Source organism: Ruegeria sp. CDSA246 (assembly GCF_059611225.1).
In genome coordinates this window covers 92,842-117,884 of the sequence record NZ_JBXWPD010000004.1, presented here as the reverse complement: position 1 = coordinate 117,884, position 25,043 = coordinate 92,842, and the positions used below count along the sequence as shown (strand labels likewise).

Below are 25,043 nucleotides of genomic sequence, written 5' to 3'. Positions count from 1 at the left end.
TTTCGCTAGATCAGGTAGGTCGACAAGATCGGCGCATAGCTGAGCAGTATTAACACAGCGGCCACTGCAATCAGGAACGGCCAAAGCGATTTCAGAATTGCTCCGGGGGTCGTGCCGCTCATGGATGAGGCGATATAGAGGCCAATGCCGACGGGTGGCGTAAGCAGGCCAAGAACAAGGTTCAGGCATACGACAACTCCGAACTGGTAGGGGCTGATGTCGTAGGACCCAGTGGCAATTGGCAACAAAATGGGCGTGATCAGGATGATGGCGGCGATCCCGTCGATCACCATCCCCACCAAAAGCAGTGCAGCATTTACGATCAGTAAAAACATGAACGGATCTGAGGTGATCGACGTGATCAGCCCCGCCAGCTGCTGTGGTATTTCTTCGTAAATGATCACCCACCCAAAAACGTTGGCCGCCGCAATCATGAACAGGATCATCGATGCGTTTGCGGCTGTTCGCTTGAACATCTCGCCCAGATGTTGCGGCTTTAGCTCTCCGTAAATGAGCCACCCGACCAGAAATGCGATCAGCGAAGCGATGGCTGCGGATTCTGTCGGCGTAGCGATGCCAAACAGAATACCACCGATGATCGAAACCGGGATCAGCATCGCGGGAAGGGCGGCGATCAGGGCCTGCAGAGCATCGCGGCGGGACATCCAGACGCCTTTTGGGAATTGCTGAACCCAACCGACAAGCGTGATCACCAAAGCAAAGGCTCCTGCCAGCAGCAGGCCGGGTATGATCCCGGCGATGAACATGTCGCCGATGGGAATCTGCGCCAAAACGCCAAAGATAACGAACATCATTGACGGCGGGATGACCGGTGCCAACAGGCCCCCGGCTGCTGTCGTGGCGGCGGCGAAGCCCTTGCTATAACCCTCTTCCTCCATCGCGGGGACCATGGCGCGGGACATCACAGCGATCTGTGCGGTTGCCGAGCCGATGATGGCGGCCATGAACATATTGGCCAGCAGGTTGATATAGGCGAGCCCGCCCCGGAATCCGCCCACGAATACACGCGCCAAAGCGACCAGGCGGCGTGTCATGCCGCCTTCATTCATCAGTTCTCCGGTCAGCATGAACAGCGGGATTGCCAGCAGGCCGTAGTTTTCCAACCCGCCAAACATTTTCTGCGCGAAACTGTCGTACAGAACCGTGTTCCCGCTTTCCCAGATGTACCAGATTGCAGTGATCGCCAACACGATGGCAACGGGCACCGACAACAGCAGGGTGGCTAGAAAGACAATCGGGCTCATGCCGGTGACCCTTGTCCGGGACGCGTCAGAAGATGCATCGTAGAATGTAGCGTTGCCCCCAAAGCAAACAGCCACATCACGAGCCAAAACAGAAACTTCGGAAGCCCGAGGGTTGAGGTCGGTTCGGCATAGATGAAGTTGAACGTATTGCCTTGAAAAACCACGACATCGAACCCTGTACGAGCGATGTCCAGTGGCAAAAACCACCGCCAGCAGAACCACAGCATCGCGATTGCAAACGCGAAGACAACGATGTCGACTGCTTTTCGGATTATTGCCCGGATATGAGGTGGAACCAGATCGGCAAGGATCGTGATCGAGACCGAATTGCGGTGGTGCAACGCGGCTGACGCGCCAAGGAATGTCATCCAAACCATGGCATAGATCGCCAATTCATCCACCCAGAACAAGGCGTTACCCGCCGTGCGTGTCACGACATTCAACAAGATCAATAGGGTGACGCAAACGGCCAGTGCTGCGGCACACCATAACTCAACCCACGCCCACGCTGCAGACAGCCGGTATAACATAGCCGATCCCCTATGAAAAAGGGCGCAGGATTGACCTGCGCCCTTTCCCTGAAACGTTCAACTTTATTTGGTTTCTGCCGCAGTCTCGCGCAGCGCGTCAAGGGACGAGGTTTTTTCAGACCAGATGCCGTTCCATTCCTCAATCGCATCGCCAAAGAATGAGGCATCGACTTTCTTGTAGGCCTTGCCGGTTCCCTCTATCTGTTCCAGCCACTTCGCTTCGTTGGCAACATAGGCATCGATGGTGCTGTCGACATGCTTGGCCATCAGTTCACCGATCATCGCGCGGTCTTCTTCGGACAGTCCCGCCCAGACTTTGGCCGAGACCAGCCCGACCATCGGGAACATCATGTGGTCGGATTGAACGATCGTGTCGGCGTGATCATAGTATTTCAGCACCCAGATCAGTTCTGCATCCATATCAATGGCATCGACCTGCCCATTGGCCAGCGCGTCATAGACAGCAGGCAGCGGCATTGGTGTTGGTGCAGCTCCGACCGCGTTGTAGAAATCCAAAATCGGCGTGAACGGCGTGATCCGCAGTTTCAGACCAGACAGGTCCTCTGCCGAAGACACATCGCCCCGGCTGACGATCTGGCGCAGCCCGGCCATACCGTAACCTAAGCCTACAACGCCAACCTGACCAGGCAGGGGTTCCAGCATCGATTTTGCGGTATCCGAACGTAGGATGCGCCCCGCGTGGCCGATATCATCCGCGAGATACGGTGCATAAAACGCACCCAGATCAGGTGCGCGGTTCGACACTTCGGCCACGGTCATGAATGCCATATCCAGCGCGCCAGTCTGCAATTGTTGCAGCATCTCTGCCTCGTTGCCCAACTGACGGGCGGGGAATACAGATACGGTATGGGCACCACCGCTGGCTTCGTTCAGCTCGGCCCCAAAGGACTCGGCCGCCTTGGTCCAGATATGCGGAGGTGGCGTGATCAGGCCCAGACGGAATTCATCTGCATGGGCAGCTAGCGATGTCACAGCAAGCGCTGCAGCCGAAGCGGCGATCTTAGCAAAATGTTTCATGTTCTTCCCTGTTGTTTGTTCATCTCAGAGTGTGACCCAGCCCTCTGGCGGCTCTTTTCCCGGATGCACGGTCTGGCAGTTCGGGCATGTTCTGTCTTCTTCTGATGAATAGAATTTTTCGTAGACCGGCGGCAAGTCCTTGACGATAGACTGCAATTGCATCTCGGCCCGATGAACGCGGGTGCCGCATTCAAAGCAATACCATTCGATCGCGTCCAGCTCGCCTGTCTGCCGTTTGGGTTCGATCACCAATCCGATTGAGCCTTCCTGCGGTCTTTGTGGTGAATGGCGCACATGCGGCGGCAGCAAGAAGATCTCACCTTCGCGGATCGGAACGTCATAGAATTCCTCTCCGTCATACAGCTTCAGCACCATGTCGCCTTCCAGCTGATAGAAGAACTCTTCAACTGGATCGTCGTGATAGTCGGTTCGCTTGTTCGGCCCGCCGACGACGGTGACCATCAGGTCGGCATCCTCCCACACCTGTTGATTGCCGACTGGAGGTTTCAGCAGGTGACGGTGTTCGTCGATCCATTTCTGAAAGTTGAATGCACTTAACTTCGACATGTCCCACTCCCTGTTAGTAGAAGTTTGGCCGGTTTTTTCATAACCGCAAAGAAATTATCCGCATCTAGATATCCGATTTGCTTATATCGATGTGGCTATGGCTTCAGGCCGCTTTCCGCGAACCCTTTGCGGATGATCTCTTTTTCCGCCTCGGTCAGTTCCAGCATTGGGGGTCGCACACGCCCTCCGACCTGTCCCAGCAACTCTTGCCAGTATTTTCCAAAAGCGGTGGGTTTGCCTGCAGGTTTGGTTCGCTTCATCGCGTCCCGCACCGGGTTCAGGCTGTCAAACACCTTGCGCGCCTCATCTGCTTTGCCGGCAAAAGCCAGCCGCGTGTATTCGTTCATGCGCTGATCGTTCTTGGACTGGATCTGATAGGGCGGGGACGAGCATAGGTACAATTTCCAATCAAGCTCCAGAATATTGTCCAACCATTCATGTTCGGCCGAGGTTGAGACATGGATTTTGTCTCCAACCATATGGGTCAGTTTCACATACATCTCACGTGGGACTGAGTATTTGATCGCCACGATATTGGGCAGCTCTGCAATTCGCGCGCACTCCTCGGGCTGCATCAGGTAGCCGCTGTCAGGGTGGCTCCACATCGCGATCCCGATGTCCAGTTCATCGCAGAACCGTTTGTAGTACTGGTAGAGAACTTCGCCACGATCCTGAACGAAGCTCAGGACAGGCGCGTGCAGAACTATGTAATCAGCTCCGCAATCCTGCGCATGACGGGCCAGTTCCAGCGCGGTGTCCATGTTCTGGTCCGAGACCGAGACGATCACACCGGCCTTGCCCGCGCATTCATCGACCGCAATTTCAAAGTTGCGCTTGCGCTCATCAAGGCTCATCGAAAAAAACTCGCCCTGTTTCCCCGCAACGAACAGGCCCTGAATATCCAGATCGTCGATCCAGTGACGAATGTTTGACCTCAGGCCTGCCTCATTCAGTGACAAATCATCGTTGAACGGGTTCAGGGCCGCCGCCCAGATACCGGTCATGTGCGCGCGCGCATAGGCTTTTGCATCGTGTTTAGAGTAATTCATATCAGGCGGACCTTCTGGTTATGCTGCTATGAAAGCCCGATCATCTCTTCTGATCCAATGCGAAAGCTGGGAATTGGATATCAGAAATTAGAATATTCATAGAATATCAATTTAGGAATCTTTGGCTCTGGGTTAAGTTTGCCGCATGAAGATTGGATTGATTGGAAAAGGCGCGATCGCGCAGCATGTCTTGGATGCGATTCAGGCGCGAGGGCATCAGGTTCATGCGGTTCTGGTTCGCGCAAGCAGCGTTTCGCAGGATCCGGATTTATTTGTGAGCTCTGTAAAAGATCTCACTTCCAGAGCAGATCTGGTGATCGACTGCGCGGGCCATCACGCGTTGGCGGAGTACGGTCCTCAGGTTTTGTCCCGTGGAATTGATATGGTCACCGTATCCATCGGCGCATTGGCAGACCGGCAGGTCGCGGATGCACTGGAGTCCTCTGCTCGCGGCGGGGGGGCCAAGCTGCACCTGGCCAGTGGCGCCATCGGTGCGCTGGATTGTCTTGGTGCGGCTGCGACCGGCAAGTTGGACAAGGTTATCTATGTCGGGCGCAAGCCACCGCAGGGCTGGAAAGGTTCAATCGCTGAGGACAAGTTAGACCTCGCAAATCTCACCAAGCCGGAAACGCATTTCAATGGCACCGCTCGTGAGGCCGCGTTGAATTATCCCAAAAATGCAAACGTGGCGGCGGCAGTCGCTTTGGCTGGGCTAGGGTTCGACGACACGCAGGTTCAACTGATTGCGGACCCTTCAGCCAACGGCAACACTCACGAGATCGAGGCCCAAGGCGAATTCGGGCGGTTTCATTTCCAGATCAGCGGCAAGTCCCTGCCGGACAATCCACGCAGCTCGGCCTTGGCCGCGATGAGTGTGGTGGCAAAGCTCGAGCAGCTTCTGGACCCAATTGTGATCTGACCATGGTGGGACGTCACTCACGCATCGTCGATCGCGCCCTGACCCGGCTGAAACTGCGCCAACTGCGCCTGCTGGTTGCTGTGGGTGCGCATGGCAACATCCAGAACGCAGCACGCGAGCTGGGTATTTCTCAACCCGCAGCAACCAAGATGATTCAGGATCTGGAACTGGATTTTGAGGTCAAGCTGTTTAGCCGGACCAATCGGGGTGTGATTCCGACCGTGTTCGGAGAAACTTTGATACGTCACGGCAAGCTAATCTTTGCCCAGGTCTCGAACGCTGCGCAGGAACTGGATGACCTGAACGAAGGCAATGCAGGCCGCGTGGTGGTGGGCACTTTGTTGGCGGCCTCAACCAGCCTGCTGCCGGCCGCCATTGAAATCCTTTTGGCTGACCGCCCGAATGTGGCGATCAAGATCAACGAGGGCACGAACGAAGTCCTAATGCCGAGGTTGCTTTCGGGCGAAATCGACATGGTAGTCGGGCGGCTTCCCTCTCATAGGCACCGTGACAAGATCAGGCAGGAAAAGCTGTTTGAAGACCGCATTTTGGCGATTGTCGGCAATCAGCATCCTCTTGCGGGTCGCCCGGATGTTTCCTTCGCTCAGACCAAACCCTTTGGCTGGATCGTCCCGCCGCTGGAAACCACATTGCGGCGTCAGCTGGATCATTTCTTTGTTGGCCAGCAGCAATACGTTCCGCCCGTGACGATCGAATCCGTGTCCTACCTGACCAATCGCGCTTTGCTGCAGTCGCGCGATCTGATCGGGCTTATGCCGGCCGAGGTCGTGTCGCAGGACATCGCCCACGGCTACCTGTCGCCATTGGATTGGGATGTCCCATTTGGGCAGGGGCCGATTGGTGTCTCATTCCGAGCGGATGATGATCTTTCCCCCGCTGGCCGGGCCTTTAAATCGGCGCTGCATCAGGCGGTGAAACAGAAATGAGGTCAGGTATTCGTCAAATTGATATCAGTATTCACCCAATTCACTTGAAGTAATGCCAGCCATTGCGTGATTTGAAATGGTCAAAGTCGGAGGCACCGGTTTCATGTATCCTGAGCTTAAGCTGTTTATTGCAGGCAAATGGCGCACAGCCAACCGGAACATACCGGTCGTGAATCCAGCGACCGAGGGCGAAATCGGGCGTCTTCCCTGCGCGTCAAAGCAGGATCTGGATGACGCCCTGGATGCGGCCGTCAAAGGTTTCCGACTATGGAGCCGCACCTCGCCGCGCGACCGTTCTGACACGATCTTGCGAGCCGCCGCGCTGATGCGTGAGCGTCAGGAAGAAATTGCCCAGGCCATCACTCTGGAACATGGCAAACCACTGAAACAGGCCCGTCTCGAAGTGATCCGAGGGGCCGAGTTCTTTGAATGGGACGCGGGCGAGGCGATGCGGACCTATGGGCGGGTCATCCCTGCGGCTCCGGGACACAAGTTTTCCGTTCATCACCAGCCTATCGGTGTCGTCGCGGCCTTTTCACCCTGGAACTTCCCGATGAGCCAACCAGCACGAAAAATTGCCGGAGCACTGGCTTCGGGCTGCTCGATCATACTGAAGGCGGCAGAAGAAACACCCGCCGGGGCAATACATATTGCAAAAGCCTTTGAAGATGCCGGTCTTCCTGCGGGCGTCCTGAACCTGGTGTTCGGAGAGCCGGAAGAAATCTCAGACCACCTCATCCCGCAGGATCCTGTAAGGCTTGTGGCTTTCACCGGCTCAACCGCTGTAGGGCGGCATCTGACTACCTTGGCCTCAGAACATATGACTTCGGTGCTGATGGAACTTGGTGGCCACGCGCCAGTAATTGTCTGCGAAGACACAGATGTGAAAGTGGCCGGGACCTCAAGCGCAGTTCGAAAAATGCGCAATGCCGGGCAGGTGTGCACATCGCCCACAAGGTTCTTTGTGCATGAAAGCATCTTTGAAGATTACGCCAAAGCTTTTGTTGAACGCGCTGCAGCAACTGTTGTCGGAAACGGAATGGACCAAAATGTGGAAATGGGGCCTCTGGCAAATGACCGGCGGGCGCCTGCACTGACCGAATTGGTGGAAGACGCCCGTGAAAAGGGTGCGACGGTTGCCACGGGTGGCGCCAAACATGGCGACAAAGGATATTTTTTTCAGCCCACCGTCCTGCTGAACGTGCCCGACAACGCCCGGATCATGCAGGAGGAACCTTTTGGTCCGGTGGCTGTGATCAATCCAGTGTCCTCACTGGATGACGCAATCGGCAAGGCAAACTCAGTGCCCTATGGGCTGGCCGGTTATGCATTTACAAATCGCGCAGACTATATTGATCGATTGATTGATGAGGTTGAGGTTGGTAACCTGTCGATCAACACGCTGGAGGCTTCCATGCCCGAAACCCCCTTTGGTGGGGTGAAATCCAGCGGTTATGGTCGCGAAGGCGGCACCGAGGGGCTGGACAACTACATGGTTGTCAAGAATGTGTGGCATTCCGCCAATATTACCTGAGAATAGGGACCGCCGAAAAAAGCGGTTCTTCTATGGCGTAAGAAGTTTCCGATACAGCGTGTCGATAAACGGTTCGGCCCCCTCAAAGGGATCTTCGTCACCCAGAATGGCACGGACCTGAACGTCGAAGTCGGCGTAATGCTGTGTCAGCGCCCAGATTGAAAAAATCAGGTGATGGGGGTGCAGGCGCGCGATTTTGCCCTGATCCATCCACTGTGTGAGTATTGCCGTCTTCTCATCCACCAGAGATTTTAGGTCGTGCGACAGAGATTCGTGGATGCGCGGAGCGCCTTGAACCAGCTCGTTTGCAAATAAGCGGCTTTCGCGCGGCAGATCTCGGCTCATTTCCAGCTTGCGGCGGATATAGGCGAGGATTTCTTCCATCGGATCGCCATCCGCGTCCAGATCATGCAGTGGGGCAAGCCAGACCTCCAGCAGGCCTGACAGCAGGGCTGTGTGGATCGCCTCTTTCGACGGGAAATAATACAACAGGTTCGGCTTGCTCAGCCCGGCCTCGGTGGCGATTTGATCGACGGTCGCCCCACGGAAACCATGCGCCGAAAACACGTTCAGCGCGGCCTCGAGAATCGCGGCGCGGTTCTTTTTCTGAATTCGGGTCGGGGCGCGGTCTTTGGGCATGTTTCCTGACTGTCTCTTTTTCCGCCAAGCGGGCACCAAATATGCCGAATTTTCCGGCGGCACCATGCAATTTCTTGACTGATGTCGAACCCGTGATAGCGTGAGTTTGACCAGATGGTCAAATCAAGACACCAAAAGCGAGCCAAATCGCAAGCAACAGGGAAGAACAAGATGGCAGCTCCGGCGCAAAACCTCAGGATCAATGGCGACAGACTTTGGGACAGCCTGATGGAAATGGCCAAGATCGGCCCCGGTGTTGCGGGCGGCAACAACCGCCAGACCCTGACGGATGAAGACGCAGAAGGGCGCGCTTTGTTCCAGAGTTGGTGCGAGGATGCTGGCTGCATCATGGGGTTGGACCAGATGGGCAACATGTTTGCTCGCCGTGAAGGAAGCGACCCCGAGGCGCTGCCCGTCTATGTCGGCTCGCACCTGGATACGCAGCCAACCGGTGGCAAGTATGATGGTGTTCTCGGGGTGCTTGGTGGGCTGGAGATCATTCGTACGCTCAACGATCTGGGGATCAAGACGAAGCATCCAATCATCGCGACCAATTGGACCAATGAAGAGGGCACTCGGTACGCACCGGCAATGCTGTCTTCGGGCGTGTTTGCAGGAATGCACACGCAGGACTGGGCCTATGACCGTGAAGATGCCGAGGGCAAGAAGTTCGGGGATGAATTGCAGCGTATTGGTTGGCGGGGCGACGAGGAAGTCGGTGCTCGGAAGATGCATGCCTTCTTTGAGTTGCATATCGAACAAGGCCCAATCCTTGAAGCCGAGGACAAGGATATCGGTGTTGTGACACACGGGCAGGGCCTGAGCTGGACCCAAGTCACCGTGACCGGCAAGGACGCTCATACCGGCTCGACTCCGATGCCAATGCGCAAGAACGCTGGGCTGGCGATGGCGCGCATTCTAGAGAAGGTAGACGAGATAGCGTGGTCCCACGCACCTCACGCTGTTGGCGCAGCTGGACACATCGATGTTTATCCAAACTCTCGTAACGTGATCCCCGGCAAGGCTGTGTTCACGGTCGATTTCCGTTCGCCCGAGCTGGATGTCATTACTGATATGGAAAACCGTCTGCGCGTGGCAGCTGAGGACATTGTCGATGAGATGGGCCTGCAGATCGAATTTGAAAAGGTTGGCGGGTTTGATCCGGTGAAATTTGACGATGGCTGCGTTGCAGCGGTTCGCGATGCGGCAGAGCGGCTGGGATACTCGCATACCGATATCATCTCGGGAGCAGGGCATGATGCCTGCTGGATCAACCGCGTGGCGCCGACTGCGATGGTCATGTGCCCGTGCGTTGACGGATTGAGTCACAACGAAGCCGAAGAGATCAGCAAGGAATGGGCCGCGGCAGGTGCGGATGTCTTGCTTCACGCCGTCGTCGAAACTGCAGAAATCGTTGAATAAAAGGGAATCGGCCTGACCGCCGGGTTCTCACATCAAAACAACATGAGGCGCAAAGCGCCCGCAGGGAGAAAAACATGTCTACTGTGATCAAGAACGGGACCGTCGTTACCGCCGATCTGTCCTACAAAGCAGATGTCAAAGTCGAGGACGGTGTTATCACTGAAATCGGTCTGGGTTTGAAGGGCGACAAGGAACTGGACGCCACGGGCTGCTACGTCATGCCCGGCGGGATCGATCCGCATACACATCTTGAGATGCCCTTCATGGGCACTTATTCCAGTGACGATTTCGAAAGTGGAACGCGGGCCGCTTTGGCGGGCGGCACCACGATGGTCGTCGATTTCGCACTGCCCAACCCGGGCGAAAGCCTGTTGGACGCGCTGAAGCGATGGGACAACAAATCCACCCGTGCAAACTGTGACTATTCCTTCCACATGGCCGTGACATGGTGGGGGGAGCAGGTGTTCGATGACATCAAGACGGTGATCGAGACGCGGGGGATCAACACGTTTAAGCACTTCATGGCCTACAAGGGCGCGTTGATGGTGAATGACGATGAGTTGTTCGCCTCGTTCAAGCGCCTGTCCGAACTGGGCGGTATAGCGATGGTGCATGCCGAGAATGGCGATGTGGTGGCTGAACTCAGCGCTAAGCTGCTGGCCGAGGGGAACAACGGCCCCGAGGCGCATGCCTATTCCCGCCCGCCGCAGGTTGAAGGTGAGGCGACCAACCGTGCGATCATGATCGCCGATATGGCGGGCGTGCCGCTTTATGTGGTGCATACGTCCTGCGAGGATGCGCATGAAGCGATCCGCCGGGCCAAAATGCAGGGCAAGCGCGTTTGGGGCGAACCTTTGATCCAGCACCTGACATTGGATGAAAGCGAGTACTTCCATCAAGATTGGGATCACGCCGCACGGAGGGTCATGAGCCCTCCGTTCCGGAATAAGCAGCACCAGGACAGCCTGTGGAACGGTCTACACTCGGGCACGCTGAGCGTTGTAGCGACAGACCATTGCGCCTTTACGACCGAGCAAAAGCGGTACGGTGTTGGCGACTTTACCAAAATCCCGAACGGCACGGGCGGATTGGAAGACCGGATGCCTATGCTGTGGACCTATGGGGTGAATACAGGCCGTCTGACGATGAATGAATTCGTCGCGGTGACGTCAACAAACATCGCCAAGATAATGAACTGCTATCCCAAAAAGGGCGCGATCCTTGTTGGGGCAGATGCGGATATCGTTGTGTGGGACCCTGAGAAATCAAAGACGATCAGCGCGGACACCCAGCAATCCTCGATTGATTACAACGTGTTTGAGGGGAAAGAGGTCAAAGGCCTGCCGCGCTTTACCCTGACGAGGGGGCATGTGGCTGTGCATGACGGCGAGATTCGCACGCAGGAAGGTCACGGTGATTTTGTCGCACGCGAACCTAATGGCCATGTGAACAAGGCGTTGAGCACCTGGAAAGAGCTGACCGCGCCTCGACCGATCGAGCGGTCGGGCATCCCCGCGACGGGCGTATGACGCGTGTGGGTCGCCTTTGTGGCGGCCCAAAATCAAATCTTTTCAAGGCTATGGAATGAATACTGAAAGCACTACCCAGCCTGTGATCGAGGCAAGGCAGCTGGATCTGACCTTCCAAACCAATGACGGACCGATTCACGCGTTGAAAGACGTCAACCTGACTGTCGGCAAGGGCGAATTCGTCAGTTTTATTGGCCCCTCGGGCTGCGGCAAAACTACCTTTTTGCGCTGTATCGCGGCATTGGAAACCCCAACGGGTGGAACCCTGACTGTCAATGGCATGACCCCGGACGAAGCGCGGCGGGACCGGGCTTATGGGTACGTGTTTCAGGCGGCGGGTCTGTATCCTTGGCGCACAATCGCTAAGAACATCAAGCTACCACTTGAGATCATGGGGTATTCGGCCGCTGAGCAAGATGAACGTGTGAGAAACGTTCTGGAACTAGTTGATCTTGAAGGATTTGGAGGCAAGTTTCCCTGGCAGTTGTCCGGAGGAATGCAGCAGCGGGCCAGTATCGCGCGCGCCTTGGCGTTTGACGCCGATATCCTGCTAATGGACGAACCCTTTGGGGCGCTGGATGAGATCGTGCGTGATCATCTGAATGAACAGCTTCTGGCGCTGTGGGCGCGGACGGAAAAGACCATCGGTTTCGTCACGCACTCAATCCCCGAGGCGGTCTATCTCAGCACCAAGATCGTCGTGATGAGCCCGCGCCCGGGTCGGATTACGGATGTGATCGACAGCCCTCTGCCGAAAGAGCGGCCGTTGGATATTCGCGACACGCCTGAGTTCATAGAAGTCGCTCATCGCGTGCGTGAGGGCCTGCGGGCGGGGCATACAGATGACTAGTGCAGGGATCAGAGCTGTCTGGGCTGTCCTTACTGTCGTGGGCGTTATTATCCTGTTCTGGTATGCCGCCAGCGTGCCAATGAACATCAAGGGTGTTCTGACGGAATTTGAACGCGCAGGGGAGGCGGTTGATCCGCCCAAGGCGGTTGATCGGCGCGACATGAGCGAGTTTGAGCTGGTATTCGACAATCCTTACGCCATCGATGAGACTTGGGACCAAGACCGACCACGCTTGCCCGCACCGCATCAGGTGGCTGAAGAGTTGTGGGAAACGACAGTCGAGAAGAAAATCACCTCGAAAAGATCATTGATCTATCATGCCTGGGTTACACTCAGTGCCACTATGCTGGGCTTTGCGATTGGCACGGGGTTGGGCATTCTGCTGGCCGTGGGGATTGTGCATAGCCGCGTGATGGACCTGTCTGTCATGCCCTGGGCCATCGTCAGCCAAACCATTCCCATCATCGCTCTGGCACCGATGATCATCGTGGTGCTGTATTCGATCGGCATTCAGGGGATCATCCCCAAAGCAATTATCTCGGCCTATCTGAGCTTTTTTCCTGTCGTTGTCGGTATGGTGAAGGGGCTGCGCAGTCCCGATGCAATGCAACTTGACCTGCTGCGCACCTATAATGCCAGCCGGTCTCAGGGGTTTTGGAAACTGCGTTTGCCGGCCTCGATGCCGTATCTGTTTACCTCATTGAAGATCGGTATCGCAGCGTCGCTGGTCGGGGCCATTGTGGGTGAGTTGCCGACGGGTGCCGTCGCCGGACTAGGCGCGCGGTTGCTGGCAGGCAGCTACTACGGCCAGACGGTTCAAATCTGGTCAGCCTTGTTTGCAGCGGCCATTCTGGCGGCCTGTCTGGTCGGGTTGCTTGGGGTTCTTGAACGCTCGGTGCTAAAGCGGATGGGGATGTCGCAATGATCCTGGTTTTCTTTGCAATCTTCCTGTGGCTTTTTGGGTGGTGGTTGAACAGCCGTCTCGCCAGCGGACCTCAGGCTGACAGCCGCGCAGTTCGGTTTTTGGCCCCGATGATTTTCGGTCTGACCATCATCGCTATGTGGGAGCTGGTGGTCCGGGGGCTCGACGTTCCCTTGGTCATTCTGCCAGCGCCGTCCGTCATTGCGGTGCGATTTGCCGACAGCCTTTCGATCCTTTGGGCCGACTTTGTGCAGACCATCATCAAGGGGGCGCTCAGCGGCTATCTGATAGGCTGTGGCGCTGCATTCCTGATGGCAATCGCTGTGGATCGCTGGGAATTCCTGCGACTTGGGTTGCTGCCCGTTGGGAACTTTGTCGCAGCGCTGCCAATTGTCGGGACCGCGCCCATTCTTGTGATGTGGTTCGGATTCGACTGGCATTCCAAGGCCGCCGTCGTTGTGGTGATGGTGTTCTTTCCCATGTTGGTCAACACAGTGGCCGGGTTGCGCGAGGCCACGGCCATGCAGCGTGACCTGATGGAGACCTATGCGGCGACGTATTGGCAGAGCTTCCTCAAGCTAAGGTTACCTGCCGCGATGCCCTTTATCTTCAACGGCTTAAAGATTTCTACCACCCTGGCATTGATCGGCGCTATCGTGGCAGAGTTCTTTGGCTCGCCCACGCTAGGCATGGGCTTTCGGATATCCACCAGCGTGGGGCAATTGTCGCTGGATATGGTCTGGGCCGAGATTGTGGTGGCCGCTTTGGCCGGGACCGCATTTTATGGTCTTGTCGCAATGATCGAAAAGGCGGTGACCTTCTGGCACCCGTCGCAACGTGGATAAAACGATAATTCAACAGACCCCAAAAGGGGCACCAACAGCAACTAGGAGATATGAAGATGAATAAGCTACTCAGCGGGGCGATAGCCGCCTTTAGTCTGGCCGCCAGTTCGGCTTTCGCTGCGGATGAGGTGACATTGCAACTGAAGTGGGTCACGCAGGCTCAGTTCGCGGGCTACTATGTTGCCAAGGACAAGGGGTTCTACGAGGAAGAGGGGCTGGACGTCACTATTTTGCCTGGTGGACCAGACATTGCACCGACGCAGGTGATCGCAGGTGGCGGCGCTGACGTGACCGTCGAATGGATGCCCGCCGCGCTGGCTGCACGCGAAAAGGGTTTGCCTCTGGTCAATATCGCGCAGCCATTCAAAAGCTCGGGTATGATGCTGACTTGCTGGAAAGATGCCGGGATCGCGGCACCCGAAGACCTTAAGAACCGCACGCTGGGCGTTTGGTTCTTTGGCAACGAATTCCCGTTCATGAGCTGGATGAGCCAACTGGGCATCGACACGGGTGGCAAAAGCGAAAGCGGTGTCGAGGTTCTGAAGCAAGGCTTCAACGTCGATCCGTTGCTGCAGCGTCAGGCCGATTGCATCAGCACCATGACCTACAACGAATACTGGCAAGTCATCGATTCCGGCGTCAACCCGGATGAGCTGGTGACCTTCAAATACGAAGATCAGGGCGTCGCGACATTGGAGGACGGCCTGTATGTTCTGGAAGAGAACCTTGGGGATGCGGCGTTTGTCGACAAGATGGAACGCTTCGTTCGCGCCTCGATGAAGGGTTGGAAATACGCCGAAGAACACCCGGATGAGGCAGCCGATATCGTGCTGGAAAACGATGAGACCGGCGCCCAGACCGAAGAGCACCAGAAACGCATGATGGGCGAGATCGCGAAGCTGACCTCAGGTTCGAACGGTTCGCTGGACCCTGCCGATTTTGAGCGCACCGTTGCCACGCTGCTGGCGGGCGGTTCCGATCCTGTGATCACCAAGCAGCCAGACGGCGCTTGGACGCACCAGATCACGGATGCGGCTCTGAACTGATCCGCTTCGCACTGACTGAAAAGGCGCGGTCCCAATCGGGGCCGCGTTTCCTGTTTCTTATGTCGGAAATGTGTCTGTACTTGAGATCGAAATGGCGTAGAATTCTATGAATAACAGCGCATTTCATACGAAACTGGCGATAGTCCGAATAAAATGCAGGGATTTGCAGCGGAATTCAATACGGCGTTCACTCTGATCCTGAATGGGGATCCAGAGCTTTGGGCGATTGTGCTGCTTTCCCTGAAAGTTTCCATTTTTGCCGTCCTGATTTCTGCACTTATTGGCATGCCTGTTGGCGCTGCGCTGGCTGTTGTACGCTTTCCGGGGCGGCGGGTTTTGATCATTCTTATGAACGCGCTGATGGGGTTCCCGCCGGTTGTCGTAGGCCTGCTGGTTTATCTGATGTTGTCGCGATCCGGGCCTTTGGGCGTCCTTGAACTGCTCTACACACCGACCGCGATGATCATCGCGCAGGTTGTTTTGGTGACGCCCATCGTCGCTGCGTTGACGCGGCAGGTGGTCGAGATGCTGGCCGAGGAATACTCGGAACAGCTCCGATCCTTGGGCGTGTCGCGGCTGGCGTCTGTGCCAGTACTTCTGTGGGATGCGCGGTTGGCGCTGGTCACGGCGTTGCTGGCCGGATTTGGTCGCGCCATTGCCGAAGTTGGGGCGGTCATAATCGTTGGCGGCAACATCAACCACGTGACACGGGTGATGACGACGACCATCGCGTTGGAAACGTCCAAGGGAAATCTTGCGCTGGCCCTGGCGCTCGGCGCGATCCTGATCGGTATTGCCATAGCGGTGAACGCCATGGTCAGCACGCTCAGCCTGCGGGCTGAGAGAGAGGGGTTGCGCCATGCGTGATCTGGTCTCGGAAATGGCGCGGCGCATCACCGTTAATGGATTGCAGATTGCGCGTAATGGCACCGCATTGCTGGACGTTCCGCACCTGACATTGAGCGGGCCGGGGCCGACCTTAATCCTTGGACCGAACGGCGCGGGCAAAAGCCTGTTGCTGCGGTGCCTGCATGGGCTGATTGCGCCGGACAAAGGGTACGTGGAGCAAGATGGAGTTCCTTTGAATGCTGATCACAAGGCCCGGCAGGCGATGGTGTTTCAGCAACCCGTCTTGCTGCGCCGGTCCGTTGCAGCCAATCTGGATTTTGTCCTGAAACGGCAGGGCCTGCAGCGCGTTGCTCGCAAGACGCGTATTGCTGATTTGCTGGCCCAAGGCGGGCTGGAAGGCAAAGCCCGGCAATCGGCCAGATCGCTGTCGGGAGGTGAGGCGCAGCGGCTGGCCATCCTGCGCGCGCTGGCGCTGGACCCGGATACCTTGTTTCTAGACGAACCGACCAGCGCGCTGGACCCCAGCGCCACTCAGGTGATTGAACGCATGATCCTGCGGGCATCAGAAGGGGGGGTGCGCATTGTCATGGTGACCCATGACATCGGTCAGGCGCGCCGGCTGGCATCGGATGTCGTCATGATGCAGGGCGGTCATGTGGTTGAACATGGCGATGCGCGTCAGGTATTGGACGATCCCAAAAGTGATGCCTCGCGCAGGTATCTTGCAGGCGGATTGGTGACATAACAAAAAATCTGGAGTTTAGAATGATCCGGAATTTCATTCGGGCAGCATTGGTTTCACTTGGCTTGTTTTCAGGTCCGGCCATGGCCGAAGAACCATTTATCGTGGTGCAATCAACGACCTCGACCCAAAATTCGGGACTGTTGGATTACGTCCTTCCATGGTTCGAGGCGGAAACCGGGATCGACGTGCGCGTTGTTGCTGTGGGCACCGGGCAGGCGATCCGTAACGCAATCAATGGGGATGGTGACGTTCTGTTGGTCCATGCAAAGGCGGACGAAGAGCAGTTTGTCGAAGACGGCTGGGGCGTTGAACGATTTGACGTGATGTATAATGACTTCGTTCTTGTCGGTCCGAAATCAGACCCGGCCAAGGTGAAGGGCGGATCGGATATCGTGGCCGCTTTGACCGCGGTATCTGAGGCCGAAGTTCCCTTTGCGTCACGCGGGGACGACAGCGGAACGCATAAGGCCGAAATGCGCCACTGGAACGACGCCGAAGTAGATCCAGCTGCGGAATCGGGTACGTGGTACAGGGAAACCGGTTCAGGCATGGGCGCGACGTTGAACGTGGCCAGTGGCATGGATGCTTATACCCTGACGGATCGTGCGACGTGGGAATCCTTCGGCAACCGTGGAAACCTTGAGCTGCTGGTCGAAGGTGATCCGCGCTTGTTCAACCAATACGGCGTCATTCTGGTGAACCCTGAAAAACATGCGGGGGTACGGGCGGCGGCTGGCCAACGGTTCATCGACTGGTTGATCGGGCCGGACGGGCAGGCAGCCATCGAGGCCTTTGAGTTGAATGGTCAGCAGCTGTTTTTTCCGAACGCGAAATAAGAGATCACCCGCTGGCGCCATTATGGTGGATCGTTCCCAGACCGGACAGGTCGTAACCACCAAACTCATTGGCGCGGGTCAGGAACCGCTCGGACTGCACAAAGCTGAGCAACTTCAGCATCGGGTCATCAAAATAGGCCCGACGCCAAATCGCCAGGTCCAGGCGTTCGGTATGCGTGGGAACAAATCCCAGATCGTACAGCCCAGCCAATGCGCCTAGTCCGAACCCGACCTCGGCCTTGTTGTCATGCAGGGCAATGGCCAACTCTTCTTCTGTGCGGGCGCAGGTGGGCAGGGTTTCCAGATCGTTGCGGGTTATTTCGTGGGCCTCAAGCTGTGCGTCGAACAACCGTTGGCTGGCCGCGCTGTCCTGACGCAGGATGACACGTCGGCCTTTTAGCTGCGCAAAACCCTGAATATCCGACGTGCCCGGTGCCAGCAGCAACCCACGCTGCCGCTGCGCGATTTCGAACAGAACGACCGGGGCCTCACCCAAAGCGTCTTTCAGGGTCTGGGTGTTGAACCCGCCATCCTCATGAATGTGCAGCGCTGCCGCCTGCGCGTTGCGGTCTTTCAGACGGGTCAGCCCGTCGAACGAGCCATCATAATAGGTCGCCAGCCCCGAACCACTTTCGCGCAGCGCCCAGTCCAGCAGCGGATCGTGACTGCCAGCGACAATCGGGGGAAGGGGCGGTTCGGCCACTTCCGGGCCGGATCGCGAGGCGTTCAGCCATGCAATCACCTCGGCCCGCGGGAACAGCAGTTTGCCCATGGCACGCACGCAAGGCACCTCACCCGATGAGGCCAGGTCATAGGCCTTCCGTTCGCCAATGCGCAGCAGATCGGCCAGTTCCTTGGTGGTCAGATATTCGGACATTCAGTCGAGACGCACAGCCGAGCTGGTGCCGGCATCCGCAGCACTGAAACCGATCTGTTGCAGCGTATAAGGCGCGGCGACAGTAATCACCGCCATTACGGCGACAGCAGCTAGAAAGGCTTTCATAGGTCTCCTCCGGCTCAGTTTTCTGGCGCCGTGGCGCGGCGTAGAAAGGCGATAAGATCGTCCCTGTCCCTAGGTTCGATGATCCGTTGCATCGGCATCTTCGACCCCGGAATGTAATGGTCCGGCCCTTCGTCAAACAGAGCGTTTATCGTTTCTTCATTCCAAATGATATCAGAGTCTTGCAGCGTGTCCGAATAAAAATATCCCGTAAGCGTGCCGGCCTTGCGCCCGAACACACCATGTAGCGTTGGACCTGCGCGGCGCTGACCATCCGGGGTCAGGCTATGGCAGATCGAACATTTGCGGGCAAACTGGCGTTCTCCGTTTTCCATTTCCTCAGGGTTTTTGAGAAAGCTGGGTTCTGTCGCGGCCATCTGTTCCTGATCGCTAAGCGCGGCTACCGGCCAGCTATACATGGCCTCGTCAATGCCGCCGGCATGCAGGTTCTGTCCATCAGGCGAAAAGGCCAGCGCCCAGACCGGACCGCGTAGGGTGGCCCTGAAGTCCTGCGCGATGCGCCATTCGACCGTGTCGATTACCATGATATAGCCTTCGCCATCTCCGACAGCCAGCATGCTGCGATCCGGGCTGAGCGCTAGGGCAAGGATCGGTCGGCGTTCCAAGGTGAAATCACGCTCATCACCGGTTGTCAGGTCAAGGATGCGGGTAACACCGTCGACTGCGCCATAAGCAATCCAGTTGTCCTGCTCGTTCAGCACCAGTTCGTTGATACCAAAGCCATGTTCCACGAACCGATTGGTTTCCTGCCCGCTGGCGACGTCCCATATGCGCAATGACCCGTCGATGCCTGCGGAATAGAGCTGGGAACCATCGGTCGAGAATTCGACGGCGTTTATGCCACTGCCAGTGGGACCCAGGATCGACGATGCCGAACCGTCAACCGGCCATAGGCCGATTGTTCCGTCCCAACTGGCCGTTGCAACGTGAGTTTTGGATGCGGCCACGCCCACGATCTTGCCTTTGTGCTGACCTACAACCTGACCTCCGGGCCACCGGCGAAGAGTGAAGTCATCTCCTGCCGAATAGATCGCGGTGCCGTTGAAAACGACGGAATTGACAGCCGCTTCGTGGCCTTCCAGCCATTTTGGGGACTGATCCGTCCACACACCGACCGAATTGTCAAAACTGGCGGTAGCAATCCGGCCGTCTGGTGCTGTGGCGATCCCCATGATGGGTCCGCCGTGACCCTTGAGCGTAAAGAACTCGGCCATTGCGGGCAGGGGCATCAACGCCAGAGCCAGAACCAACTTGCGCATTTATTCTGCGGGCGAGGCCGCCCCTTCGCTGGCCTCTTTTGCCTGCACCTCTTCCAGCCACAACGAGTGATGCTCGCGTGCCCATTGCTCTTCCACCTCTCCGGTTCCCATAGCGTCAAACGCGCCCTCCATACCGACTGATCCCAAATAGATGTGGGCCAGTATGATCGCGATGAACGCATAGGCGACCATGACATGCCAGATCTGGGCGTATTGCATCTCTTCCTGCGGGGACATCTGCACGGGCAGGTTCAGCCCAAGCATCTGCGGAATACCGGTCGAATTCGCGATCGAGAAAGTCTTGGCAAACAGTGGCATTTCAAATGGGAACAGCAACGACAGACCGGACAGGCTGATCGAGACGCCCAGCAGAATGCAAAGCCAGAATATGATCTTTTGCCCGGCGTTAAATTTTTTGGCGGGTGGGTGGCTGCCTTTGGTGAATAACCCCCCACCGGCAGCGAGCCATTTCAGGTCGGTGCGGTTCGGGATGTTGTGAGAAATCCAGTTCACGGTCACGATAATCAGCCCCAGCATAAAGGCCCAAGCCAGGTTGTTGTGCAGCCATTTGCAGCCTTGAGCGATCGTCGCAAACCCCTCTTTGCCGAAAACGGGGATCAGGAAATCACGGCCATACAAGGTCAGCAGGCCGGTAATGCCCAGGATCAGGAAGGACCCGGCAAACAGCCAATGCCCAAACCGCTCAATCCCGTTGAAACGCAGAATCTTCCGCCCGGTCTTTTCACCATCAATCCTGATCTTTCCGCGGATCAGGAAAAACAGCAGCAACAGTACAAGCATACCGCCGATGATGTAAGATCCGTATTCACGCAAAGGGCCGGTGCGGAAGTTCAGCCACCACATGCCGCCGTCCTGGATCAGTACAGTCGCGGCCGGTCCATGAGATGACACGGTCACATCCGCCAAACCGTAGCGAAGTGCGCGATAGACATCGCTGTCCGAGGTCACACCGCGCGTTCCAAGCTGTCCAAGCAAGCCTTCGGCATTGCCTTGGCCGGTGTTTTCGGACCGATAGCTGTTGTCGACCTTTTCACCACGCTGACGGGCCATGATATCTTGCAGAGTGGTTGCACCGCCTGTGGCGCTGCGGTCAGATTCTGCAGGAACTTCAGTGTTTTCCTGTGCCCAGGCAAAACTGGCAAGGAAAAGTGGTATCAGCAGCATTTGGATCAGGCGCATCTATCGAATCTCCTGTGTCGTACGGGGTTATCGGTCAAAGCCGCCGACTTGTTCGTGAAAAACTGCTCCTACGGGTGTCAGGGTATCGCGCAGGTCATCTTTTGCTGGTCCGTAAACCTCTAACGTGGTGGGGGTGAGAATTGCCAGAAAACGGTCGGCAAAATTCGCTCCGAAGTTCTGCATATGGATCATTGCGTCATCTGAACTGGCGTAGCGTTCATAGATGTGAACAGTCGACCCTGTACGATGCCACTCATAAGATTTCGCACCACTTTCGTTCAGTGTCGCATCCACCATTTCCGCCATCAGCGCATCAAATGCAGCATCCTGATCGGCCTGCAACTCAAGTTTCAGCAGCCAGTAAATATCTTCGGTCATGAAATGCTCCGCGCAGATTGGACATGCAACCTAAGCTCGACCAAATCCCTTTGGTCGCGCTGTGACGGTCCCGTGGATGAACACGGGACCGTCTTTTCTTGTCAGACGGATTTATCCGTCTTTCTGATCGTAGGCTGTGCCCCAACCCCATGCGCCCGAGCCAAACCCGCGCGCCACGACGCGCTCACGGTAGATGGCGGACACAACATCACCGTCGCCGGCGAGCAGGGCCTTTGTGGAACACATCTCGGCGCAGATGGGCAGTTTGCCCTCGGCGATCCGGTTGCGACCATATTTTGCGAACTCTGCGGTCGAGTTGTTTTCTTCGGGACCACCGGCGCAGAAGGTACATTTGTCCATCTTGCCACGTGATCCGAAGTTGCCCGCCTGCGGGTATTGCGGCGCACCGAAGGGGCACGCATAGAAGCAATAGCCACAGCCAATGCACAGGTCCTTGGAGTGCAGGACGACGCCTTCCTCGTTCTGATAGAAGCAGTCGACCGGGCACACCGCCATGCAAGGCGCATCCGAACAATGCATACAGGCCACCGAGATCGAGCGTTCGCCCGGGTTGCCATCATTGATCGTCACCACCCTGCGGCGGTTGATGCCCCACGGCACCTCGTGCTCGTTCTTACACGCGGTTACGCAGGCGTTGCACTCGATGCAGCGTTCAGCGTCGCAGAGAAACTTTGCTCTAGCCATTATCGTTCTCCTTACGCTGCCGAGATCTTGCAGAGAGTACACTTGGTCTCTTGCATCTGGGTCACTGAATCATAGCCATAAGTCTGGGCGGTGTTGGAACTTTCACCCAAGACATAGGGGTCGGCACCAGCAGGGTATTTATTCCGCTGGTCTTCACCCTGAAAATGGCCACCAAAGTGGAACGGCATGAAGGCCACGCCGGCACCGACCCTGTTGGTCAGCATCGCCATCACCTTGACCTTGCCGCCCTCGGGACCTTCGACCCAGACCTGTGCCCCGTCACGAATGCCCAGATTGTTGGCATCGCGCGGATTGATCTCGACGAACATGTCCTGTTGCAGCTCGGCCAGCCACGGGTTTGACCGTGACTCATCACCGCCGCCCTCATACTCGACCAGACGACCAGACGTCAGGATTATCGGATAATCCTTTGAAAAGTCGTTCTTTTGGATCGATGCATAAAGCGTGGGTAGGCGATAGGCCTGACGGTCCTCGTAGGTCGGATAGTCCTCTACCAGATCGCGACGTGGCGTATAAAGCGGCTCACGATGGATTGGGATCGGATCCGGGAAGGTCCAGACAACCGCGCGGGCTTTGGCGTTCCCGAAGGGCGCACAGCCATGCTCGATCGCAACCCGCTGGATGCCGCCGGACAGGTCGGTCTTCCAGTTGGTTTCTGGTCCCGCAACGGCGTCTATGGCCGCGCGTTCTTCGGCGGTTAGATCGCCATCCCAGCCAAGGTCCATCAGCATCTGCATCGTAAATTCAGGGTATCCGTCCTGAATTTCCGACCCGACACTATAAACCCCTTCGGCCAGCAGGTTGTCACCATCGCGTTCCACGCCGAAACGGGCGCGGAAGGTCAGGCCGCCTTCGGCCACCGGTTTGGACATGTCATAGAGGTTTGGTGTCCCCGTATGACCCATCTCAGCCGTTCCCCAGCAAGGCCAGGGTAGACCGTAAAACTCGCCGTCGTTGGGTCCACCAATGGCCTGCAGCGTGGTTCTGTCGAACGTGTGCTGGTTGGCCATGTGACTTTTCAGACGTTCCGGTGACTGACCGGTGTAACCGATGGTCCAGAGGCCCGAGTTGAACTCACGTGTGATGCTTTCAACATTCGGTGTTTCCGGGTCGTCCATTTCGATGTTTCGGAACAGACGGTCCGCCCAGCCGAACTTGTTGGCGAACTTGGCCATGATGACCTCGTCTGGCAGACTTTCGAACAGCGGTTCCACCACCTTGTCACGCCACTGCAGCGAGCGGTTCGATGCCGTGACCGAGCCGCGGGTTTCGAATTGCGTACAGGCGGGCAACAGGTAGACACCATCGGTACGGTCATGCAAAACGGCGGAAACTGTAGGATACGGGTCGATCACGACCAGCATGTCCAGCTTCTCCATCGCCGTCTTCATTTCCGTCATCCGGGTCTGCGAGTTGGGCGCGTGGCCCCACAGCACCATGGCGCGGACATTGTTGTCCTGATCCATGTTTGCCGGGTCTTCCAGAACACCGTCGATCCAGCGGGAAACAGGGATGCCGCGTTCGTTCTGAAGCGGTTTGTCCTTGCCTTCCTTGTCCTTGATCGTGGCGAACTGGCCCGCCAGCCATTCGGGCTCTTCACCCCAGACACGTGCCCAGTGACCCCATGCACCTTTTGACAGGCCATAATAGCCGGGCAGGGTGTGGGACAGAACACCAAGGTCCGTTGCGCCCTGAACATTGTCATGGCCGCGGAAGATGTTGGTGCCACCACCCGAGGTGCCCATGTTGCCAAGCGCAAGCTGCAACACGCAGTAGGCGCGGGTGTTGTTATTACCATTGGTGTGCTGCGTACCACCCATACACCAGATCACCGTACCAGGACGGTTGTTGGCCATGGTGCGCGCAACACGCTTCAGCTGCGAACCGGGGGTGCCGGTGACGCGCTCGACCTCTTCCGGGTTCCACTTGGCAACCTCTTCACGGATCTGATCCATGCCCCAGACACGGGTGCGGATGAATTCTTTGTCCTCCCATCCATTGTCGAAGATGTGCCACAGAATACCCCAGACCAAAGCAACGTCTGTACCGGGGCGGAAGCGGACATATTCATCCGCATGCGCCGCGGTGCGCGTAAAGCGCGGGTCGCAGACGATCAGCGGCGCGTTGTTCTGCTCTTTCGCGCGCAGAACGTGCAGCAGCGAGACAGGGTGCGCCTCGGCCGGGTTGCCGCCGATGATGAAGATGGCCCGAGAGTTATGGATGTCATTGTACGAATTGGTCATGGCGCCATAGCCCCATGTGTTCGCGACACCTGCAACCGTGGTTGAGTGGCAAATACGGGCCTGATGGTCCACGTTGTTCGTGCCCCAATAGGCGGCGAATTTGCGGAACAGATAGGCCTGTTCGTTGTTATGCTTCGCAGAACCCAGCCAATAGACGCTGTCTGGACCGGATTCCTCGCGGATGCTCATCATGCCGTCGCCGATCTCGTTGATCGCCTCTTCCCAGCTGATGCGCTTCCACTCGCCGCCTTCCTTCTTCATCGGATACTTGAGGCGACGCTCGCCATGGGCGTGCTCGCGAACTGCGGCCCCCTTGGCGCAATGTCCACCCAGATTGAACGGGCTATCCCAACCGGGCTCTTGCCCGATCCAGACGCCGTTCTGCACTTCGGCGACGACGGTACAGCCGACCGAGCAGTGGGTGCATATGGACTTGATGTTTTCGACGGCCTGATTGGCCGCTGTCTGGGCACTGGCTGGCGTCACGGTTCCACCCGTGGCGCTGATCGCGGCAAGGCCGCCGATCGTCAGGCCCGAGCCACGCAGGAATGCGCGGCGATCGACGGTTTTCTCGCCGACCTGGGACAGGATACTTGTCCGCTGGGGGCGTCTCGCAACCCCGTTGGTCTTTTTCCTAAGCATTTCTTTCCTCCCTTGCGCGCCGTGTGAGCCACGGCTGGCTTG

At 57.1% G+C, this 25,043-nt stretch carries 25 protein-coding genes; 12 read left to right on the top strand and 13 right to left on the bottom strand.

Going from position 1 to position 25,043, the window contains the following annotated elements:
• Positions 1-5: 5 nt before the first annotated feature.
• From AC2FI9_RS06460 to AC2FI9_RS06440, 5 genes are all read right to left on the bottom strand, one after another.
• Positions 6-1,265, bottom strand: a complete 1,260-nt coding sequence (locus AC2FI9_RS06460; protein WP_496766728.1) for a TRAP transporter large permease — start codon at positions 1,263-1,265, stop codon at positions 6-8.
• Positions 1,262-1,795 (bottom strand): TRAP transporter small permease, encoded by a 534-nt coding sequence (locus AC2FI9_RS06455; RefSeq protein ID WP_480735846.1) that lies wholly within the window; start codon positions 1,793-1,795, stop codon positions 1,262-1,264. The genes AC2FI9_RS06460 and AC2FI9_RS06455 overlap by 4 nt, the downstream gene beginning before the upstream one ends.
• A 63-nt stretch (positions 1,796-1,858) precedes the next feature.
• Positions 1,859-2,833, bottom strand: a complete 975-nt coding sequence (locus tag AC2FI9_RS06450; RefSeq protein WP_496766725.1) for a TRAP transporter substrate-binding protein — start codon at positions 2,831-2,833, stop codon at positions 1,859-1,861.
• A gap of 24 nt (positions 2,834-2,857) precedes the next feature.
• Positions 2,858-3,400, bottom strand: a complete 543-nt coding sequence (locus AC2FI9_RS06445; protein ID WP_058273852.1) for a 3-hydroxyanthranilate 3,4-dioxygenase — start codon at positions 3,398-3,400, stop codon at positions 2,858-2,860.
• Between the two features lie 95 nt (positions 3,401-3,495).
• The gene (locus AC2FI9_RS06440) at positions 3,496-4,449 is read right to left on the bottom strand and encodes a dihydrodipicolinate synthase family protein (protein ID WP_496766722.1); all 954 of its coding nucleotides are present in this window, start codon (positions 4,447-4,449) and stop codon (positions 3,496-3,498) included.
• Between the two features lie 145 nt (positions 4,450-4,594).
• On the opposite strand from AC2FI9_RS06440, the gene AC2FI9_RS06435 reads away from it, so the two are divergent.
• The 3 genes from AC2FI9_RS06435 to AC2FI9_RS06425 all read left to right on the top strand — a co-directional run bounded on the left by AC2FI9_RS06435 (position 4,595) and on the right by AC2FI9_RS06425 (position 7,849).
• A complete protein-coding gene (locus AC2FI9_RS06435; RefSeq protein ID WP_496766719.1) occupies positions 4,595-5,368 on the top strand; it encodes an aspartate dehydrogenase in 774 nt (257 codons plus the stop codon).
• 2 nt (positions 5,369-5,370) lie between these two features.
• A complete protein-coding gene (locus AC2FI9_RS06430; protein WP_282168505.1) occupies positions 5,371-6,315 on the top strand; it encodes a LysR substrate-binding domain-containing protein in 945 nt (314 codons plus the stop codon).
• 76 nt (positions 6,316-6,391) lie between these two features.
• A complete protein-coding gene (locus tag AC2FI9_RS06425) occupies positions 6,392-7,849 on the top strand; it encodes an NAD-dependent succinate-semialdehyde dehydrogenase (RefSeq protein WP_496766715.1) in 1,458 nt (485 codons plus the stop codon).
• 30 nt (positions 7,850-7,879) lie between these two features.
• On the opposite strand, the gene AC2FI9_RS06420 is transcribed toward AC2FI9_RS06425, so the two are convergent.
• Entirely contained in the window at positions 7,880-8,488 is a 609-nt protein-coding gene (locus AC2FI9_RS06420) for a TetR family transcriptional regulator C-terminal domain-containing protein (RefSeq protein ID WP_496738714.1), read from the bottom strand.
• A gap of 171 nt (positions 8,489-8,659) precedes the next feature.
• Between AC2FI9_RS06420 and AC2FI9_RS06415 the strand changes: the two genes are divergently transcribed.
• The 9 genes from AC2FI9_RS06415 to AC2FI9_RS06375 all read left to right on the top strand — a co-directional run bounded on the left by AC2FI9_RS06415 (position 8,660) and on the right by AC2FI9_RS06375 (position 17,532).
• Positions 8,660-9,910: a Zn-dependent hydrolase gene (locus AC2FI9_RS06415; protein WP_496766711.1), complete on the top strand. Its 1,251-nt coding sequence runs from the start codon at positions 8,660-8,662 to the stop codon at positions 9,908-9,910.
• Between the two features lie 74 nt (positions 9,911-9,984).
• Complete coding sequence (gene hydA, locus AC2FI9_RS06410) at positions 9,985-11,439, top strand: dihydropyrimidinase (RefSeq protein WP_496766709.1); 1,455 nt, start codon at positions 9,985-9,987, stop codon at positions 11,437-11,439.
• 55 nt (positions 11,440-11,494) lie between these two features.
• Entirely contained in the window at positions 11,495-12,289 is a 795-nt protein-coding gene (locus AC2FI9_RS06405) for an ABC transporter ATP-binding protein (RefSeq protein WP_496766707.1), read from the top strand.
• Positions 12,282-13,214, top strand: coding sequence for an ABC transporter permease (locus AC2FI9_RS06400; RefSeq protein ID WP_496766705.1), 933 nt, complete (start codon positions 12,282-12,284; stop codon positions 13,212-13,214). Before AC2FI9_RS06405 ends, AC2FI9_RS06400 begins: the two co-directional genes overlap by 8 nt.
• The gene (locus AC2FI9_RS06395; RefSeq protein ID WP_496766702.1) at positions 13,211-14,056 is read left to right on the top strand and encodes an ABC transporter permease; all 846 of its coding nucleotides are present in this window, start codon (positions 13,211-13,213) and stop codon (positions 14,054-14,056) included. Before AC2FI9_RS06400 ends, AC2FI9_RS06395 begins: the two co-directional genes overlap by 4 nt.
• Positions 14,057-14,112: 56 nt before the next feature.
• On the top strand, positions 14,113-15,102 hold the full coding sequence (locus tag AC2FI9_RS06390; RefSeq protein ID WP_058274243.1) for an ABC transporter substrate-binding protein: 990 nt from the start codon (positions 14,113-14,115) through the stop codon (positions 15,100-15,102).
• 153 nt (positions 15,103-15,255) lie between these two features.
• Complete coding sequence (locus AC2FI9_RS06385) at positions 15,256-15,969, top strand: ABC transporter permease (protein ID WP_496766699.1); 714 nt, start codon at positions 15,256-15,258, stop codon at positions 15,967-15,969.
• On the top strand, positions 15,962-16,696 hold the full coding sequence (locus AC2FI9_RS06380) for an ATP-binding cassette domain-containing protein (RefSeq protein WP_496766697.1): 735 nt from the start codon (positions 15,962-15,964) through the stop codon (positions 16,694-16,696). Before AC2FI9_RS06385 ends, AC2FI9_RS06380 begins: the two co-directional genes overlap by 8 nt.
• A gap of 20 nt (positions 16,697-16,716) precedes the next feature.
• Positions 16,717-17,532 (top strand): ABC transporter substrate-binding protein, encoded by an 816-nt coding sequence (locus tag AC2FI9_RS06375; protein ID WP_496766695.1) that lies wholly within the window; start codon positions 16,717-16,719, stop codon positions 17,530-17,532.
• Positions 17,533-17,536: 4 nt separating this feature from the next.
• Here AC2FI9_RS06375 and AC2FI9_RS06370 read toward each other — a convergent pair whose 3' ends face one another.
• From AC2FI9_RS06370 to AC2FI9_RS06340, 7 genes are all read right to left on the bottom strand, one after another.
• Positions 17,537-18,409 carry a substrate-binding domain-containing protein gene (locus AC2FI9_RS06370; protein ID WP_496766693.1) on the bottom strand — a complete coding sequence of 291 codons (873 nt, stop codon included), beginning with the start codon at positions 18,407-18,409 and terminating at the stop codon, positions 17,537-17,539.
• The gene (locus tag AC2FI9_RS06365; protein ID WP_496722340.1) at positions 18,410-18,535 is read right to left on the bottom strand and encodes a hypothetical protein; all 126 of its coding nucleotides are present in this window, start codon (positions 18,533-18,535) and stop codon (positions 18,410-18,412) included.
• A 14-nt stretch (positions 18,536-18,549) separates the two neighbouring features.
• Positions 18,550-19,812, bottom strand: coding sequence for a c-type cytochrome (locus AC2FI9_RS06360; protein WP_496766690.1), 1,263 nt, complete (start codon positions 19,810-19,812; stop codon positions 18,550-18,552).
• Positions 19,813-21,012 carry a formate dehydrogenase subunit gamma gene (locus AC2FI9_RS06355; protein WP_496766688.1) on the bottom strand — a complete coding sequence of 400 codons (1,200 nt, stop codon included), beginning with the start codon at positions 21,010-21,012 and terminating at the stop codon, positions 19,813-19,815.
• 27 nt (positions 21,013-21,039) lie between these two features.
• On the bottom strand, positions 21,040-21,390 hold the full coding sequence (locus AC2FI9_RS06350) for a putative quinol monooxygenase (protein ID WP_496733019.1): 351 nt from the start codon (positions 21,388-21,390) through the stop codon (positions 21,040-21,042).
• Positions 21,391-21,501: 111 nt separating this feature from the next.
• Entirely contained in the window at positions 21,502-22,095 is a 594-nt protein-coding gene (gene fdh3B, locus AC2FI9_RS06345) for a formate dehydrogenase FDH3 subunit beta (protein ID WP_058273836.1), read from the bottom strand.
• 11 nt (positions 22,096-22,106) lie between these two features.
• Positions 22,107-25,001, bottom strand: a complete 2,895-nt coding sequence (locus AC2FI9_RS06340; RefSeq protein ID WP_496766686.1) for a formate dehydrogenase subunit alpha — start codon at positions 24,999-25,001, stop codon at positions 22,107-22,109.
• Positions 25,002-25,043: the final 42 nt, after the last annotated feature.